The sequence below is a fragment of the Herbaspirillum sp. YR522 genome, from assembly GCF_000282575.1.
Classification (GTDB): Bacteria; Pseudomonadota; Gammaproteobacteria; order Burkholderiales; family Burkholderiaceae_D; genus Herbaspirillum.
Genome location: NZ_AKJA01000102.1, coordinates 66,657 through 82,537, shown reverse-complemented (window position 1 = coordinate 82,537; position 15,881 = coordinate 66,657). Strand labels below are relative to the sequence as shown.

The 15,881-nt window shown below is 58.0% G+C and carries 19 protein-coding genes; 10 read left to right on the top strand and 9 right to left on the bottom strand.

The features are described from left to right. Positions 1–309: 309 nt before the first annotated feature. From PMI40_RS12900 to PMI40_RS23910, 8 genes are all read right to left on the bottom strand, one after another. Entirely contained in the window at positions 310–612 is a 303-nt protein-coding gene (locus PMI40_RS12900; protein ID WP_157221529.1) for a hypothetical protein, read from the bottom strand. Positions 613–621: 9 nt separating this feature from the next. Continuing rightward, complete coding sequence (locus tag PMI40_RS24605; RefSeq protein WP_008116014.1) at positions 622–1,242, bottom strand: RHS repeat-associated core domain-containing protein; 621 nt, start codon at positions 1,240–1,242, stop codon at positions 622–624. Positions 1,243–1,255: 13 nt separating this feature from the next. Beyond that, the gene (locus PMI40_RS23920) at positions 1,256–1,876 is read right to left on the bottom strand and encodes a hypothetical protein (RefSeq protein ID WP_008116012.1); all 621 of its coding nucleotides are present in this window, start codon (positions 1,874–1,876) and stop codon (positions 1,256–1,258) included. A 31-nt stretch (positions 1,877–1,907) separates the two neighbouring features. After that, a complete protein-coding gene (locus tag PMI40_RS23270) occupies positions 1,908–2,432 on the bottom strand; it encodes an RHS repeat-associated core domain-containing protein (protein ID WP_238540941.1) in 525 nt (174 codons plus the stop codon). A gap of 132 nt (positions 2,433–2,564) precedes the next feature. Next, on the bottom strand, positions 2,565–3,125 hold the full coding sequence (locus PMI40_RS12895) for a hypothetical protein (protein WP_008116010.1): 561 nt from the start codon (positions 3,123–3,125) through the stop codon (positions 2,565–2,567). A 182-nt stretch (positions 3,126–3,307) separates the two neighbouring features. Beyond that, entirely contained in the window at positions 3,308–3,616 is a 309-nt protein-coding gene (locus tag PMI40_RS12890; protein WP_008116008.1) for a hypothetical protein, read from the bottom strand. Between the two features lie 220 nt (positions 3,617–3,836). After that, a complete protein-coding gene (locus PMI40_RS23915; RefSeq protein ID WP_157221527.1) occupies positions 3,837–4,190 on the bottom strand; it encodes a hypothetical protein in 354 nt (117 codons plus the stop codon). After that, positions 4,187–4,477: a hypothetical protein gene (locus PMI40_RS23910; RefSeq protein WP_157221526.1), complete on the bottom strand. Its 291-nt coding sequence runs from the start codon at positions 4,475–4,477 to the stop codon at positions 4,187–4,189. The genes PMI40_RS23915 and PMI40_RS23910 overlap by 4 nt, the downstream gene beginning before the upstream one ends. A 374-nt stretch (positions 4,478–4,851) precedes the next feature. On the opposite strand from PMI40_RS23910, the gene PMI40_RS12885 reads away from it, so the two are divergent. Beyond that, the gene (locus PMI40_RS12885) at positions 4,852–5,856 is read left to right on the top strand and encodes an acyltransferase (protein ID WP_008116006.1); all 1,005 of its coding nucleotides are present in this window, start codon (positions 4,852–4,854) and stop codon (positions 5,854–5,856) included. A 236-nt stretch (positions 5,857–6,092) separates the two neighbouring features. Here PMI40_RS12885 and PMI40_RS23905 read toward each other — a convergent pair whose 3' ends face one another. Next, positions 6,093–6,242 carry a hypothetical protein gene (locus PMI40_RS23905; protein WP_008116003.1) on the bottom strand — a complete coding sequence of 50 codons (150 nt, stop codon included), beginning with the start codon at positions 6,240–6,242 and terminating at the stop codon, positions 6,093–6,095. A 939-nt stretch (positions 6,243–7,181) separates the two neighbouring features. On the opposite strand from PMI40_RS23905, the gene gspG reads away from it, so the two are divergent. The 9 genes from gspG to PMI40_RS12840 are packed head-to-tail and all read left to right on the top strand — an operon-like array spanning position 7,182 to position 15,877. Beyond that, on the top strand, positions 7,182–7,619 hold the full coding sequence (gspG, locus tag PMI40_RS12880; protein WP_008116002.1) for a type II secretion system major pseudopilin GspG: 438 nt from the start codon (positions 7,182–7,184) through the stop codon (positions 7,617–7,619). A 37-nt stretch (positions 7,620–7,656) separates the two neighbouring features. Beyond that, positions 7,657–8,844: a type II secretion system F family protein gene (locus tag PMI40_RS12875; RefSeq protein ID WP_008116000.1), complete on the top strand. Its 1,188-nt coding sequence runs from the start codon at positions 7,657–7,659 to the stop codon at positions 8,842–8,844. Beyond that, positions 8,841–10,523: a GspE/PulE family protein gene (locus PMI40_RS12870; protein WP_008115998.1), complete on the top strand. Its 1,683-nt coding sequence runs from the start codon at positions 8,841–8,843 to the stop codon at positions 10,521–10,523. The genes PMI40_RS12875 and PMI40_RS12870 overlap by 4 nt, the downstream gene beginning before the upstream one ends. Then, the gene (locus PMI40_RS12865; protein WP_008115995.1) at positions 10,516–11,337 is read left to right on the top strand and encodes a hypothetical protein; all 822 of its coding nucleotides are present in this window, start codon (positions 10,516–10,518) and stop codon (positions 11,335–11,337) included. The genes PMI40_RS12870 and PMI40_RS12865 overlap by 8 nt, the downstream gene beginning before the upstream one ends. Next, complete coding sequence (locus PMI40_RS12860) at positions 11,334–11,885, top strand: hypothetical protein (RefSeq protein ID WP_008115992.1); 552 nt, start codon at positions 11,334–11,336, stop codon at positions 11,883–11,885. The genes PMI40_RS12865 and PMI40_RS12860 overlap by 4 nt, the downstream gene beginning before the upstream one ends. Before the next feature lie 2 nt (positions 11,886–11,887). Next, positions 11,888–12,508, top strand: coding sequence for a hypothetical protein (locus PMI40_RS12855; RefSeq protein ID WP_008115990.1), 621 nt, complete (start codon positions 11,888–11,890; stop codon positions 12,506–12,508). Continuing rightward, positions 12,505–13,059 carry a hypothetical protein gene (locus PMI40_RS12850; RefSeq protein ID WP_008115989.1) on the top strand — a complete coding sequence of 185 codons (555 nt, stop codon included), beginning with the start codon at positions 12,505–12,507 and terminating at the stop codon, positions 13,057–13,059. Before PMI40_RS12855 ends, PMI40_RS12850 begins: the two co-directional genes overlap by 4 nt. Continuing rightward, the gene (locus tag PMI40_RS12845; RefSeq protein ID WP_008115988.1) at positions 13,056–15,404 is read left to right on the top strand and encodes a secretin N-terminal domain-containing protein; all 2,349 of its coding nucleotides are present in this window, start codon (positions 13,056–13,058) and stop codon (positions 15,402–15,404) included. Before PMI40_RS12850 ends, PMI40_RS12845 begins: the two co-directional genes overlap by 4 nt. Continuing rightward, on the top strand, positions 15,401–15,877 hold the full coding sequence (locus PMI40_RS12840; RefSeq protein WP_008115986.1) for a type II secretion system protein: 477 nt from the start codon (positions 15,401–15,403) through the stop codon (positions 15,875–15,877). The genes PMI40_RS12845 and PMI40_RS12840 overlap by 4 nt, the downstream gene beginning before the upstream one ends. Positions 15,878–15,881: the final 4 nt, after the last annotated feature.

The following is a 15,881-nucleotide window of genomic DNA, read 5'->3' as shown; positions in this document are numbered from 1 at the left end:
CTGGTTGTGGTGAAGTCAATCACCCGCCAATGACGCGGCTAGCGGCGTAATATCGAATGACCGGCTGGCTCAGCCATCGTCGTTTTCCCCTGGATTATTTTCGTTACCAGCTCGGCTTTGCGCTTGGCTTTCCAACGTTAAATTCTTCTTTCATTACCTTGCTCATTTAATGTCCTTTCAGGATTATCTACTGAGCAGGTTTTCAGTGGGTCATTACACCGTTCCCCACGGGAATTTAGGCGCAAGGCAGATTTAATAACCTAGTAAGGGACTGTGTCCGGTTATACGGAGGCAAATTCAGTCGGGAATTCAGCTTAATTGACTCTTAATTATTTCTTCCAAATTTTCAAGTGACTGCTTAATTGCTGATTGATCATGCTCATCAAATTCCTTTTTATTTCGATCCAAAGCAACAGCAAAAATTTCTTCCAACACCATCCAATGCCGAAAAAATTGATCCGTCCATTCTTGCTCGGGCTTTTCAATCAAACCTAGTAAGCCCTCCAGATTGGAGATCAACTGACTTAGGCCAAGATTGCCATTTCGGTAGTCCCCAATCGCTTGGAGCATACGTTTGTATAAATGGACATCATACGAATCATATTTAGACATTTTTTCTCTCTATCTACCAGTTGGAATCGTGGTGATGACCCGCCCGGAACTGTTATCAATAACCACTCTGACACCGTTACTCGAATTTGTGTACACCGTCGTTCCTGCTGTATTTCCTACGGATGATGAACCGGTATTGATGGCATCCTCAATTACTGTAGGAGTATATCCACGTCCCTGCATCTGATCTAATGCATGCGCCGTGTAATCTCTTCCAGAGATGTTTGCAGGAGAATTCGTACCTGTCTCGACCTGCATCAGGCTGCCTCTCCGCCCTACAGGCCCAGATGCAGGCGGACCATGGTCGGAAGAACCTGGTCGGCAGATATCGCTAATCGCTTTTGCCGTTTTGGCAATCGGGATGAATATGCACTCAACGCAAGCAGGGGTTAAACCAGGCTCTGGTGCCGGTACGCGGTAATTCCACAGAGGATTCCGATACCACGGATCCAAGCCGAACGGATCGCTTAAGGAAACCGGGTTCCCCTCCACATATGCGTAGGTGTTAATACCGCCACTCAGCCCAATTGGGTCAGATTGAATGTAACGCCCCGTATTCGGATCATAATCTCGGGAATAGTTATAAAAGAGATTCGTCTCCTTATCAAAAAACTGCCACGAAAACCGCACGTTGCCGACCTTGCTAAAACTCCTCGCGAAAATACGTAATTAAGTCATTCTCTGGCGTAAAGACTTGATGGTGAAACGGTGCTTCAATGGCTAGCGTATAGACATCTGCCCCAGTCACAACTATGAGCGTGTCCCCACTCGTCGTGTTTACAGCAAGTCCGCATTCGGCTTCGCATTCGTTTGATTTATAGATAAGCTTTTGAACTGATTGCACGTCTGCCCAAGATACTGGCAAACGTGTCATTTCAGGTGCATCTGCTAGACCGACCTCTTCAAAAGTGAGCGTGCCAATCTCATTCCAACCGCTGAGATCATGCATTTCTGGCCGAATCCTCAGCGTTCTCCCATTACACAACTGCAACCACAATGTTGTCGGTAGTCCGGACCTTGGGCAGTCGGTCGCATATGCTTGCAATCCATTGTTTAATGCATCTGACAGTGCTGAAGCATTGTCCACATCAAAGCTCAATACATTCTTCATAGTGCGTTCTAGATTAATAGTGAAGCGTTTCGGGCAACTTGCTGCCGTTACCTGGAATTTCAATCCGAGGGTCATCGCTGGGATTTTTGGTTCCAGGCCGTATCCAGATTCCGTTATCACCGACCTGCGCGCCAGGAATTTTGCTGCCTCCATCACTGTCCGGGAATGGCCTTCCAGCCTCCGGTTAGTCGATCAAAATCTGCGTATGCATCGCCGCTCCCCCATTGCCTGGAGTTAGCGGCCCACTTGTGTGTCGCTTACCACTGTTGCTCGTACCGGCACGAGGATCATTTTGATCTCCTACGATGGTACCCGGTGCAGCCGGACAAGTTTTCCCATTATTTTGAACATTTTGATTGACTTCATTTGCAATGGCCGCTGCCGCACATGCCAACGGAGCAATTCGGCATAAAACACCTGCAAAGTTGGGACGTCCAGTACTTTGGGGGCTTATTCGCCCAGCTATTGCCCCTCCAACGACTACAGCGCCGCCAATAATAACGGCATCATCGACGCCAGCAATTAGCCCAGCTGGATCACGATATGTGATCGGATTTCCTCCGACGTATGCATACGTATTAATGCCCCCATCCAGCCCAATCGAATCCGACTGAACATACCTACCAAACTGCGGATCATAATCCCGATTCAGGTTGTAATAAAGATTGGTCTCTCTATCGAAGTATTGCCCTGGAAACCTGAAATTCAATTCAAAGGTTTTACCCGTATTGCCGGGATCCTGGTTCGGTACATTGCAGTGCGAAATGGAGTTGACACGTTTTACCTTTTACCGCAGCCGTCTGCCGCGTATTCTTCGTTTTTATGAAATGCGTCTGGTGCGTTATTTGAATAGTGCAATCGGCAAATCGCCGAGATAGACGTAATCGGTCCAGAACTGACTCGACTCGACGTTTTCACTGATCAATTTTCCATCGGTGTCGTAGTGGAACAGGGTGGTCGTTCCCTGTATCGTCTTTGCCACGCGCTGGCCCAGTGCATTCACCATGTATTGGACATTGCCCAATACGGTGTCGGCACTTTTCATGCGTCCCCGAACGTCATAGGAAAATTGCACATTTCCATTGTTGACGATGCTGCCGTTGGTATCGCTTGAATAGGGCAAGCTTTGCGTCCCATTGACCTGGGTAATACGGTTGCTGGAAGCCGCGACCGCATAGCTGGTGATCGTGGAACCCGTACCTTTTATCGTACGGTTACCAGTGGCGTCATAGGTGAAGGAATGTGCGGCACCGGTGCCGCTATATTGAGCCAGGCGGCCCAGGTTGTCGTAGGAAAAGCTCTGGCTGTTTGAACGGTTGGCCAATTCTGCAATCGCGGTGGGTTGTCCCGCCGCATTGTTGGTAATGCTATAAGAGCGACTACCGAGGGTATAGCTGCTCATTTGCCCATCCAGGTTGCGAGTACGGCTGACGGTCTGGTTGGCGCCGTTGACGAAGGATGCTACATCCTCAAACGGTCGATAGGTGATCTGGCTGGCAACGATACTTGTCGTGCCATCCTTGATGGTATCGATCTCGGCAGTTCAGTGTCGAAGGCATCATTGAGCTTCAATCCCGTCGATGGCTACCGCAATTTTGAGCCATCAGGATTGACGGCCTCCTCATCGCGTCTTGTCGGGTAAAAGATTTTTTTCTCTTCAAGCTCGTAGAAAATTGTTCCGTGAATACCGTGAGCTTCCGATTTCTTGACCGGCCTTTTCCATATGTTCTGAAAGGCTGCGTCGAGTAATTGTGAATCGGTATTCAAATATACCTCGTCAATAAACGCTATATTTTTCCCGCGCGGGAAGATCAACTCGAACTCCTCGTCGGTCGCAGAAAAGATGTCATATACGCAATTTATTGCGCCATCGATTATTTGAAGATTTTTCATGTTTGTCGCCCTTGGTGTTTACCCACTGCCGCACCAGGCACTTGGTATTAAGACCCCGGCTGAGGCGTTTGCATTAGCTGCATAAAGTGAGCAGGTTTGGCTGGGTCATTACATCAGTTTAATGTTGGTGGCAGGGCCTGCCGATCTGAGTAAGCGCTAATGGGGGATGCATCACCAGCGCCGCGAAAAAACATTCAATCAGTGTCGATATCTGCCGATTTTAAGCTTCTTGTAGAGGAACTTTGTGTAAGCGCAGAACTGCTCTCGCAGAGGGAGTGACGAGCCCATTCAGATTGTTCGCAAATTTTCGCAGTACGGCTATTGCATCATTCCTCTCGGGAAAATTTACTAAATAAGCTGCCGCGGCGAATTGCACCTCCTCATCATCATGGGCTAATAAAGGCAATAAAAACTTACTGGCTGTGAATTTTTTTTCCCAACCAGCAACGATTTCGTCGTTTCTTCTGGTTAATTTATTTGCAGCATCGGCATCACCGAGATTAATTTTTTTCCAGTACTCTTTACAGTGAAAAATAAATTGCTCTTGCAGAGCATTCACTTCAACTTGGTTCATTTTAATTTTCCATTGATAGCTTGGTTGATGATGATCATACCTTCGAAAAACTGCTCTTCGTATGACAGACCTGTTAGCGTTTCTCTTACTGTTTGATTTAAATATGCAACGTTGGAGGAATAAAATGCGCTGATTTTTCTATGGACGTCTGTTGGCAATTTCATGAGGTTATCAGTGGAATTCAACTGCGCAGCCGAAAACCCGCTTCTTCCGGCCTGGCACTGCTCAACGTCACGATGCAGATCTTGTTCAGCCTGGCTACCCAAAGCTGGCGCATTGCAGGTCATTACACGTCATTGCAGGTTATTCATCACACCACGGATCTGGAAGAAGAAAAGCGGCTCGCTTCATTGTGAGTCGCTTTTTTTGTTGTCGATCGGTTTCTGAACGTCGCTCTACCAGTTACGAGTCGGCTACCAAAATATTAATAAAAAATGCTCGCGATTTTTTATTCGCAACTATTTTAAGTAGTCATTCGCGAAATTCCTGTTTATCTACATTTTAGATGAATCCAATAAGCGGACTCTTCGCTCGCTGTTAAATTCGGCGAATTCCGATATCGATTGCGGCTGTATAAAAAACCTAATACATCAAAGCGACTCACTCCAGCTGGAACTTTCGGGCACTTACGAAGTTCGCCGACACTTTGCCAAGGACGAGAATGTGCACGAAAAAATTAAGCTATATCCAGTTGCTCCGAGCTGTCGCCGCCATTCTGGTCGTCATGTTCCATTCATCCGTCGCCACCAGCAAGTATTCGGACTTTCCCGCGCGTTCAAGCGAGCTACTCAGCCTGGGTGCATATGGCGTCGATCTTTTTTTTGTGATTTCCGGTTTTGTTATTTTCTACGCCAACAGCAATTTCACTCCCGGTGAATTTCTGCGTCGTCGGCTTGAACGTATTGTCCCGATCTACTGGCTTTTTATCTTGATCGCAGTACCGCTTGCGCTGCACGCGGCCGGCGCACAATTCAGCTGGACAAGATTGTTGGCTTCATTGGGCTTCGTCTCTTTCCTGCATGAGTCAGGGTCGATCTTGTATGTTGGCTGGACGCTGGAATTTGAAATGCTGTTCTATCTCTGTACCGCATTGGCAATGCTGTTGCGCCGCTATCGCTGGCATGCCCTATGTGTCGCGATTGCGACGCTGGTTGGCCTCGGCGCGTTGATGCCCTCATCGACCCCGACGGTGAATTTTCTGACTTCCCCGTTCATGCTCGAATTCCTGGCGGGCATCCTGGTCGCGCGGTGGATTCAGACCAGGCGTGTCGGCAAGGTGGAGGGCCTCGCACTCGTCATCGCCGCTGCCATGGTGACGTTGCTCAAGGAAAATTACCGGTTCTTGTGGCTGGGCATTCCCGCAAGCTTGCTGGTATGGTGCGGCGCCGCCCTGGGAGACAGGGCGCTGCCACGCTGGCTGGTTGCCATGGGGGACGCCTCTTTCTCTATCTATCTACTGCAGGTCTTTACCGTTGCTGCCTGTGCGCGGCTGATGCATGCGGTGTATCCACATCTGGATCCTGACCTCTTTGTCCTGCTGGCGACACTGGTCACGGTCCTGGCTGGCATGGCGTCTTATCGCTGGCTGGAAGTGCCGATACGTGATTACTTCCGCTATCGACGGCATGCGTCTGGGCGTCAACTAAATGGCGGCGACGCTGCTTGAACGGACCGTCTGACCGGCCGGTCGGCCGGTCGCTTGCGAAATATCGTCGCTGCCCAAGGCAGCAGAAGATGCATCACCTGATCGGGACGGTCCCCGCCTGTTGCTGGCGTGTGAGCGGCTCATCGGCATCGATGCATCACCTGTCGTTCGATTACTCGATACGTCCAGAAGACAGCCCGGCACCAAAAGATATACGGCATGGTACACCGGGGCTCTCGTCAGGTTCGATCCGGATATCAGCCAGGCAGCGAGCCAGCGGCTTCTCGCAGCCAGTCGCTCCACATGGCCCAATCGATGCCCTGGGGAATAACCACCTCTGCGGCGTAGGCTCCCGAGGTTGCAAACAGGGCGGCGACGACGACAGCGGAAGTGAGGTAAGTACGCATGGTGTTCTCCTTGGGTTGGCCGAACATCGGGTTCGGTATGTGTGTATGCTGCTCCGGCTGCGTTACGCCAAGGTTTCACGCCATTCCTTCACTGTTTCAACTGAAATGATAGTGTGTGGCAAATACGGCGCGCGCGGGATATCAACCCCGCCACCTGCATTCCTGCACGATCCGGGAAGGCAGGCGTCGATCACCGATGCTGCCGTGTAATGACCCATTAAAATCCCTGGCCATGCCTACAGCAGGGCCGGTGTCGAGGAAGTGTCGGGCTGGCCGAATCGATCCGGCGTCATTGTGGGGAATGCAATCCCTGGTAAGGCATCCCGGTCGGCCAGACCTGCCCGCCCCAAGATGGAAGATAGAGAGTGATCCAGGCCACAGGCAGCAGGGCACGCTCAAGCGAGGCCTCTTGGCGGGGATGTAACGCACGGCAATCGGATTGTTGCAAAAATTGCAATGTCGTTCGGGCGGTTGCCTTGCGAGCTCTTCCGGACTCATTTTTGCCTTGCGGGTGGCAGGTGGATTCCCGACCCTATCCCGCTCATCTACACCGCTCATTTGCGTTGCTTCAATGGTCGAGCTTGGCCATTTAGCCTTGGACGCCCCCCGGAAGGTAACTTTTAATCACCAAAAAAGTTTTAATTTGAACATTGCTTGACGCCAAATAAAGCAAAGTGATTTAATGAAAAAAAACTAAAAAAAATTGCAGTCGCTGATGAAACGAACAAGGTTTCAACAACAACGAGGTTTCGGAGGGACAGTGAATATCAGGGGGGAATCCCTGGGCGTTCATGTATCGGTGTAGCTAGTCGTGTTTCCATCGGCCGTGGTCGGTACCTGATCAGGCTTGGAAAAGTTTCGTTTTCGTCAGGAAGGCCGAATGGCGTTCCTGGATTCGTTGTTACCCTCGTCCTGACGATGTCACACCATCGCATATCCATGACTGAACCTTGCACCAACAGGTCCGTCCGACGCGCTTCGCCAGCAGGGTTTACCTTGCTCGAGTTGCTGGTCGTCATCGTGATCATCGGCTTGCTGGCGGCCTACGTCGGGCCCAAATATTTTTCGCAGCTCGGCAAGTCCAAGGCCACCGTGGCCAAGACCCAGATCAGCGCATTCGAACGTGCCCTGGATGCCTATCGCCTCGATGTGGGCCGGTATCCCACTGCCGAAGAGGGACTGCCCGCCTTGCTGGTCAAGCCGGCCGCCGCGGCACAGTGGAATGGGCCATACCTGGGCAAGGACATTCCCCCTGATCCCTGGGGTAATCCCTATGTGTATCGCTCGCCCGGCAGCAAGAAGGAGATCGAGGTCGTTTCCTATGGCGCCGATGGCAAGGCCGGCGGCGACGGGGATGCGGCCGACATCAGCAACTGAGTACACGGCGTAACTTTTCTCTCGACGGAATTCCTTCATGTGGTTCAAGGTGAGAGCCCTGTCTGCGGATGACCTGATCACCCATGTGACACTGGCGGCGATCGACGAAGCGGATGCCAGGCGGCAGGCCGAGGCGCAGGGCTTGCGTGCGCTCTCGGTGGTCGGCACGCGGCAGGTGCTGCCGGGGCGCCGCGCGGTCTCGGGCTTTTCGGTCCTGCTGTTCAGCCAGGAACTGCTGGCCTTGTTACGTGCCGGCCTCAGTATCGTCGAGACCCTCGAGGCGTTGCACGAGAAGGAGGAAAACGCCGGCGCGCGCGCGATCCTCGGTCGTCTGCTGCAAGCCCTGCAGGAGGGCAAGCGCTTTTCTGCCGCATTGGGCGAACAGCCGGCCATATTCTCCACCCTCTATGCCGGCATCGTGCAGGCCGCCGAGGGTACCAGCAGCCTGCCGCAGTCGCTGGCGCGCTATGTCGACTACCAGCAGCGCATCGATGGCGTGCGCAACAAGATCGTCAGCGCCTTGATCTATCCGGTGATCCTGTTGCTGGTGGGCGGCGGTGTCACCTTGTTCCTGATCGGTTACGTGGTGCCCCAATTCGCCGAGGTCTACCAAGGTGCCGGGCGTAGCCTGCCCTGGTTGTCGCAGATGTTGCTCGATGCCGGACGGGTGATGACGCGCCATGCGCAGCTGGCCATTGCGGCGGTGCTGTTGAGCCTGCTGGGCGCCGGCGCGGCCCTGCACCAGGCCATCACCAGCGGCTGGCTGCTCAAGCGGGCGGGGCGGCTGCCGGGCTTTGGCCAGCGCCTGCATGTCTATACCTTGTCGCGCCTGTACCTGACGCTGGGGATGCTGCTCGAAGGAGGCATCCCGGTGGTGACGGCCCTGCAGACCACGCGCAGCGTGGTCACCCTCACGTTGCAGCAAGAGATCGACCTGGCGATGCAGGACATCCAGTCGGGGATGCCCTTGTCGACCGCGTTCAGCCAGCGGCGCCTGACCACCCCGGTCTCGCTGCGCATGCTGCGTGCCGGCGAGCGTTCGGGAGAACTGGGGCAGATGCTGACACAGGCTGCGGCATTCTACGACGGCGAGATCGCGCGCTGGATCGACCGCTTCACCAAGGTGTTCGAACCGGCCCTGATGACTGCCATCGGGATCATCGTCGGTGCCATCGTGGTGCTGCTCTACATACCGATCTTCGATCTCGCGGGGAGCATGTCATGAACGCGCCCATGGCGATGTCCCCGTTGATCAATCCGGCCGTGCTGGAGCAGGCGCGCACTGCCGCGGCGCGCTCGAAGAACTCCATCCTCAAGGAGCTGGAAGCGGCCAGCGGGCTGGGGCCACGGGGCCTGATCGCGGCCGTGGGCGGGTTGTTGAAGTTGCCGGTGCTGGAAGTGGCGGGCATGCTCAACATGCAGCCGGCATTCGAGATCCTGCCGTTGGCCAAGGCCATGGAAAAACACTGCCTGGTGCTGCGCTCGCCCGACTCGGGCCTGGTCGGCGTGCTGGGCGACCCGTTCGATATCGATGTGCAGCGCTGGCTGCATTCGCGCGGCTGCACGCGCCTGTGCCTGGCCCTGGAAGCGGACCTGCAGACCTATCTGGCCAAGCAGGAAGAGTCGGTACGCGCGGTGGACCAGCTGGGTGCGCCCGGCTCGGACGGCCACCGGGATCGGAAGGCGACCACGGTGCTGTCGTTCAGCTCGGTCTCGGGGGCCGCCAGCCCGGCGGTGCAACTGGTCAATTCCACGCTCTATGACGCGCTGCGGGCGGGCGCCTCGGATATCCACCTGGAAAGTACCGCTACCGGCATGGGCGTGAAATACCGCATCGATGGCGTGCTCGACCATGTCACCACGGTGCATGGCGTGGAAGAGGCGCAACGTGCCATTTCGCGCCTGAAGGTGATGGCAGAGCTCGATATCGCCGAGCGGCGGGTGCCACAGGATGGCAGCTTCCGGGTCGAATCGGGCGGGCGCGACAGCGATGTGCGGGTCTCGATCATGCCCAGCATCCATGGCGAAGATGCGGTGATCCGGATCCTGGACAAGCAATCCATGACCGATGACGCAGGCGTGCTGACGCTCGATTCGCTGGGCTTCGATACCGCCTCGCTGGCCACCGTACGCATGCTGGCGCACGAGCCTTACGGCATGCTGCTGGTGACCGGCCCGACCGGGTCCGGCAAGACCACCACCTTGTATGCGGCGCTGGCGGAAATGCACAACGGGCGCGACAAGATCATCACCATCGAGGACCCGGTCGAATATCAATTGCCCGGCATCCTGCAGATTCCCGTCAAGGAAAAGAAAGGGCTGACCTTTGCCAAGGGGCTGCGATCGATATTGCGGCATGACCCCGACAAGATCATGGTGGGCGAGATCCGCGACCGGGAGACGGCCGAGATCGCGGTGCAATCGGCGCTGACCGGTCACCTGGTATTGACCACCGTGCACGCCAACAGTGTGTTCGACGTCTTCGGCCGGTTCTCGCACATGGGGGTCGATCTCTATGCTTTCCTGTCGGCCCTCAACGGCATCTGGGCGCAGCGCCTGGTGCGCCTGAACTGTCCGCATTGCCGGTCGGCCTATCGCCCCACCGAGCAATCGCTGGCGCGCGTGAACCTGACGCCGGCAGATGTGGTCGGATACCGCTTCCTGCACGGCACCGGCTGCGCCGAATGTCGCGGAACCGGTTACAAGGGGCGCCGCGCCATTGCCGAGATCCTGGTACTGAACGATGCCATCCGCGAGATGGTGATCGAGAAACGGCCGATTCGCCAGGTCAAGGAAGCGGCCCGCGAGAACGGTACCCGTACCCTGCGCGAGGCCGCGCTGGAGCTGGTCAAGGCGGGCGAGACCACGCTCGATGAAATCAAGCGGGTGACATTGCATGCTTGACTGGACCCTGTCTACGCTGCGCATCGGCCTGTCCAAGAACGTCGTGAGCGTGCTGCAAACCAGTCGTTGGCGCGGGCCGCGGGTGATGATGCTCAAAGAGGCCAGATTCTTCGGGCCAACCGATTCGGCCCCGCAGTTGATGCGCGTGCTCGAGTCGGCGCTGGCCGAGATCGACCTGGGTTCGGGCTGGGCCAGCGTCGTGCTGTCCGACGAGTGGGTCCATTACTTCGGCGTGACGTTGCCGGCGAACGTGAGCCGGCTGGCCGATTGCAGGGAGATCGCCGCCTTGCGGTTCCAACGGCTCTACGACCTCGACCCGGCGGATTGGGCGATCGAGGCAAGCTGGAGCGTCAGCCACGATTTCATGGCCTGCGCCATGCCGCGTTGGCTCATCAATGCGCTCCACGAATTCGCCGGCCGGCACGGATTGCACCTGACCGGCATCGTGCCCCAGTTCGTGGGCGCCTGGAACCAATGGCACACCCGGATCGCCCCGGACAGCTGGTTCGGCCTGGTGCATCACAACCGGATCACGTTCTCGGCGCTGCAGGGAAAGCGACCGGTCGACGCCGACACGCTGCTGGCATACGGCCAGGAAGAGCACAATGCGTCGTGGCTGGAAGAGCAGCTCACGCGCAACGCGCTGGTGCGGTCAAGGCCGGCGCCGACCCGCATCTACCTGTGTGGAACCTTGCCCCCGGCGTGGCCGACGGCACCGGGAGAGGCGTTTCACGTGATTCCCTTGAAGGCCCCCGAATTGCGTGGCCTGCCATCGTCGCCCGGGGTATTGCTGGCCATGCAGGGGGCCCGATGAGCCGCTTGCATATCGATTTCGCCCCGCGCGGCTGGCGCCATGCCGTGGCAGATACCCGATGGCCGGCCTGGCTGATGATGGGCGCCGGATTGTTGCTGTGCCTGTTTGTCGCCGCAGATGTGCATTCGAGATGGAATGTGTACCAGGATGGGCAACAGCGCGTGGTACGGCTGCAGCAGAGCAAGGTCCTGCTGCAGGTGCCGCGCGTGCCGGCCAGGCGCGAAACGGTGTCGGTCGAGCGCGCCAATGCGGTCAACCAGGCGATCTCGCAGTTGAACCTGCCGTGGCGCGAAGTCCTCGACGCCATGGAGCAGGTTGCGCCCGGCTCGGTCGCCTTGTTGTCGATGGAGCCGGACGCCGTCAAACGCACCATGAAGTGCGTGGCCGAAGCCCAGGACGGCCCGGCCATGCTGACCTATCTGGAGCAATTGAAGAAATCGGAGTTCTTTGATTCGGTGGTCTTGCTGCGGCACGAGGTGATCGAGAGAGACCCCGGCAAGCCGATTCGTTTTCAGTTCGAAGCATTCTGGCCGGTGGCCAGGCCATGACCATGGCGATCCAGTCCCTCAGGCGCCTGTTCTTGCAGGCCAAGCTGCGTGTGTCGCAGCTCGGCGCCGTGAACCTGCTGGCGGCATTGTTCTGGGGCCTGGCCTTGTCGGCATGGCTGTGGGGCGTGCCCTACCTGCGCCAGCAGCTGGGCGTGCAGCAGGCGGCCATTTTCGACTTGCGCAAATCGATGCAGGCGCCGATGTATCCCGTCATCGCCACGCCGGCCATCAGCGAGGGCGACCGGCTCAAGGCCTTCTACGACAGCCTTGGCGATACCGATTATGCCGAGCAGCAGGTCAAGACCATCTTCTCGCTCGCCGCGGCAAGCGGGTTGAGCCTGGCGCAGGCCGATTATCGGATGAGCGAGGAAAAGGCCGGCGGTTTCACTGCCTATCGGGTCCGGTTTCCGGTCAGGGGGTCGTACAAGGCGGTGCGCCAGTTCTGCATGCAGCTGCTGCTGGCCATTCCGTTCGCCTCGCTGGATGAGTTGCAGTTCAAGCGCACCGAGGTTTCCAGCGAGGTGATCGAGGTCAACCTGCAATTGACCCTGTATCTCGCGCGCCGGGGCGCGGGTGCGGCAGGCGGCGCGGCAGTGCCTGCCGTCAGGCAGGCCGGATCATGAAGCCACTGCACCTGCTCATGGCGCTGGGCCTGCTGGTGTCGGCCTGGCTGGCTTTCTTCGGCGACAAGACCGCGCAGCAAGAGGTGGTGGAACTGCCGGCGCGCGGCAACGTCGAGCCGCGCGATGCCCGCCAGGCAAACATGCCGCAGAACAACCAGGTTGCAAGGACGCCCGGCGATGCTGCGCAGCCCGTGATCCAGGCGTTGAAGCCGCGCAGCGAATTGATCGGCGAACAAGCCGGCGCGGCCAATGGCGACCTGTTTGCGCGCCAGAACTGGGGCGCACCCGCAGCGTCGCCGTCACCGCAAGCGCCGCTGCCTGCGGCGGCGGTGGCAGCGGCATCGGTGCCGGTGCTGACCTATGTCGGAAAGAAGCAGGAAGACGGTGTCTGGGAGGTCTATCTGTCACAGCAGGATCAACTCTTTATCGCCAGGGAAAAAACCGTGATCGACGGCAAGTATCGTGTCGAGTCCATCGTGCCGCCAAGGCTGATGTTGACTTATCTTCCTTCGTCGCAAAAGCAGACCATGATGATCGGGGAGGCGCAATGAGCTCATCGGCCGGCCCGTTGTCACCGGTTGCGGCAGGCCGCTCGGCATTCGGTCGCCGCACGCGCCTGGTGTGCAGCGTGTTGCTGATCGCGTTGTCGCTACAGGCCTGCGCGGGACGGTCGGCCTATTCGACCGGACGCGAGATGATCGCGCAGGACAACATCGAGGGTGGCCTGGCGCAATTGCAGCAAGCCATGGCGCAGGAGCCGGACAACCTCGAATACCAGAAGACCTATCTGCAGGCGCGCGAGCGCGCCATCTACGGCATGCTGCAGCAGGGCGACAGGCAGGCGGCGGCCGGCAACGAGGACCAGGCCAGGGCGTTGTACCAGCGGGTGTTGACTATCGATGGCACCAATGTGCGCGCGCGCGATGCGCTGCAGATGCTCGAGCGCACCCGGAAGCATCGGCAATTGCTGGCCGAGGGCCAGGCTGCCCTGGCCAGGAACGACCTGGCCGGCGCCCGCGACCGGTTGTCGGTGCTGGCCAGGGAAAACCCGGACGGCGAGAGCACGCAGGGCTTGCGCCAGGCGGTGGCGCAGCGCGCCGAAGCGCTCAAGGCCGAGGATACCCTGTCGGCCGCCTACCGCAAGCCGATCACGATCGAGTTCAAGGACGCCGCGTTGCGCCAGGTATTCGATGTCATCTCGCGCAGTTCCGGCCTCAATTTCATCTTCGACAAGGAGGTCCAGCTCGAGCAGCGCACCTCGATCTTCCTGCGCAACAGCACCATCGAATCGGCCATGCATTATGTGCTGCTGACCAACCAGCTCGAATCCCGCACGCTCGATGCCAATACCATCCTGGTCTATCCCAACACCGCCGCCAAGGCCAAGGACTACCAGGAACTGTTGATCAAGAGCATTTTCCTGGGCAACGCCGAGGCCAAGACCGTTGCCAATACCTTGCGCACGATCCTGAAGTCGCGCGATATCGTGGTCGACGAAAAACTGAACATGATCATCCTGCGCGACACGCCCGAGGTCATCAAGCTGGCCGAACGGCTGGCGGCGCTGCAAGACGTGCCCGAGCCGGAGGTGATGCTGGAGGTGGCGGTACTGGAGATCTCGCGCAGCCGGTTGCTGGAGCTGGGTGTGCGTTGGCCTGGCAGTGTGAGCCTGACGCCCCTGTCGTCGGTTTCCGGCGGTACGCTGACCTTGAACGACCTGCGGCGGCTCAACGGCTCGACCATCGGCGCCACCCTGGACCCGACCACGATCAATGCCCGCCAGGACGACATCGATACCAATCTGCTGGCCAATCCGCGTATCCGCGCCCGCAATCATGAAAAGGCCAAGATCCTGATCGGTCAGCGGTTGCCCAACATCACCAGTACCGCCACCTCCACCGGGTTCATCTCGGAATCGATCAACTATGTCGATGTCGGTCTCAAGCTCGATGTCGAACCCACCATCTATCTCGACAGCGACGTGGCCATCAAGGTGGCGCTGGAGGTCAGCAGCATCAGCGGCCAGGTCAAGACGCAGTCCGGCACGACCGCCTATGAAATCGGCACCCGCACGGCCAGTACGGTGCTGCGCCTGAAGGATGGCGAAAACCAGATCCTGGCCGGGCTGATCAACGATGAAGATCGCAATACCGCCAACAAGATACCGCTGCTGGGCGAGATCCCGGTGCTTGGGCGATTGTTCGGTGCCCAGTCGACCAACAAGGTCAAGACCGAGATCGTGCTGTCGATCACGCCCCACCTGATCCGCAATATCCAGCGGCCCGATGCGGCAGATTCCGAGTTCAGGTCGGGCACCGATAACAGCTTCCGTACCCGTCCCGACCGTGCGCCAGCGGCGGCGCCCACGCCAGCATCGACGTCGGCGCCGGCCATGAATGCGCCTGTTGCGGACCGGGCCCCGGTGGCCGATGCCCTGCCGCAAGGCGGCAGCGCAGGCGATGCCGGCGGCCAGAATCAATCGGCGCGCGTCCATTGGCGGGCGCCCGACAGCGTCAAGGCCGGCGACACGTTCGTGGCGCAACTGATGGTGCAATCCGGCCAGCCGATCAATGAAATGGCGATGACCATCGGCTTCGACAGCAAGGCACTGCAGGTATTGAGCGTGACAGAGGGCGATTTCCTCAAGCAGGGCGGGGCGCCCACTGGCTTTAGCAGCGAGGTCGGTGCGAACGGGACGATCACGGTCAACACCGCGCGGGCCAGCAAGATGGATGGCGCCACGATAGCCGCGCCGGCCGTGCTGGTCAGTTTCCGTGCGTTGGCGCCCACCGACCTGACCCAGCTCAGGCTGCCTTCGTTCAACGCCATGGGCGCGGGCAGCCAATCCGTCAGCGACGCGAGCACGTCCGGGATGTCGATCAAGATCACGCCATGAGAGCGCCGGCAAAGGGCTTCACGCTCATCGAGTTGATGATCACGCTGGCCATCGTGGCCTTGCTGTCGACGCTGATCCTGCCGATGTCGCAGCTGGCGGTGCAGCGGGTGCGCGAGCGGGAACTGAAGGATGCGCTGTGGAGCATCCGGCATGGCATCGATGCCTACAAGCGGGCCAGCGACGAAGGGCGCATTCCCAATCCGTCGGGCGGTAGCGGCTATCCGCGCAATCTCGAGGTGCTCGTCGATGGGGTAGTCGACCAGCGCGACCCGCAGGGCCGCAAGATCTATTTCCTGCGCCGCATTCCCAAGGATCCGATGTCGGGGTCCAACGACGGGCCGGATGCGGCCACCTGGAAAAAGCGGAGCTACGCCAGCGAGGCGACCGACCCGCAGGAAGGGGAAGACGTCTACGATATCTATTCAAGTTCCGACAAGGTGGGCCTGAACGGCATCGCCTATCGCCAATGGTGAGCCC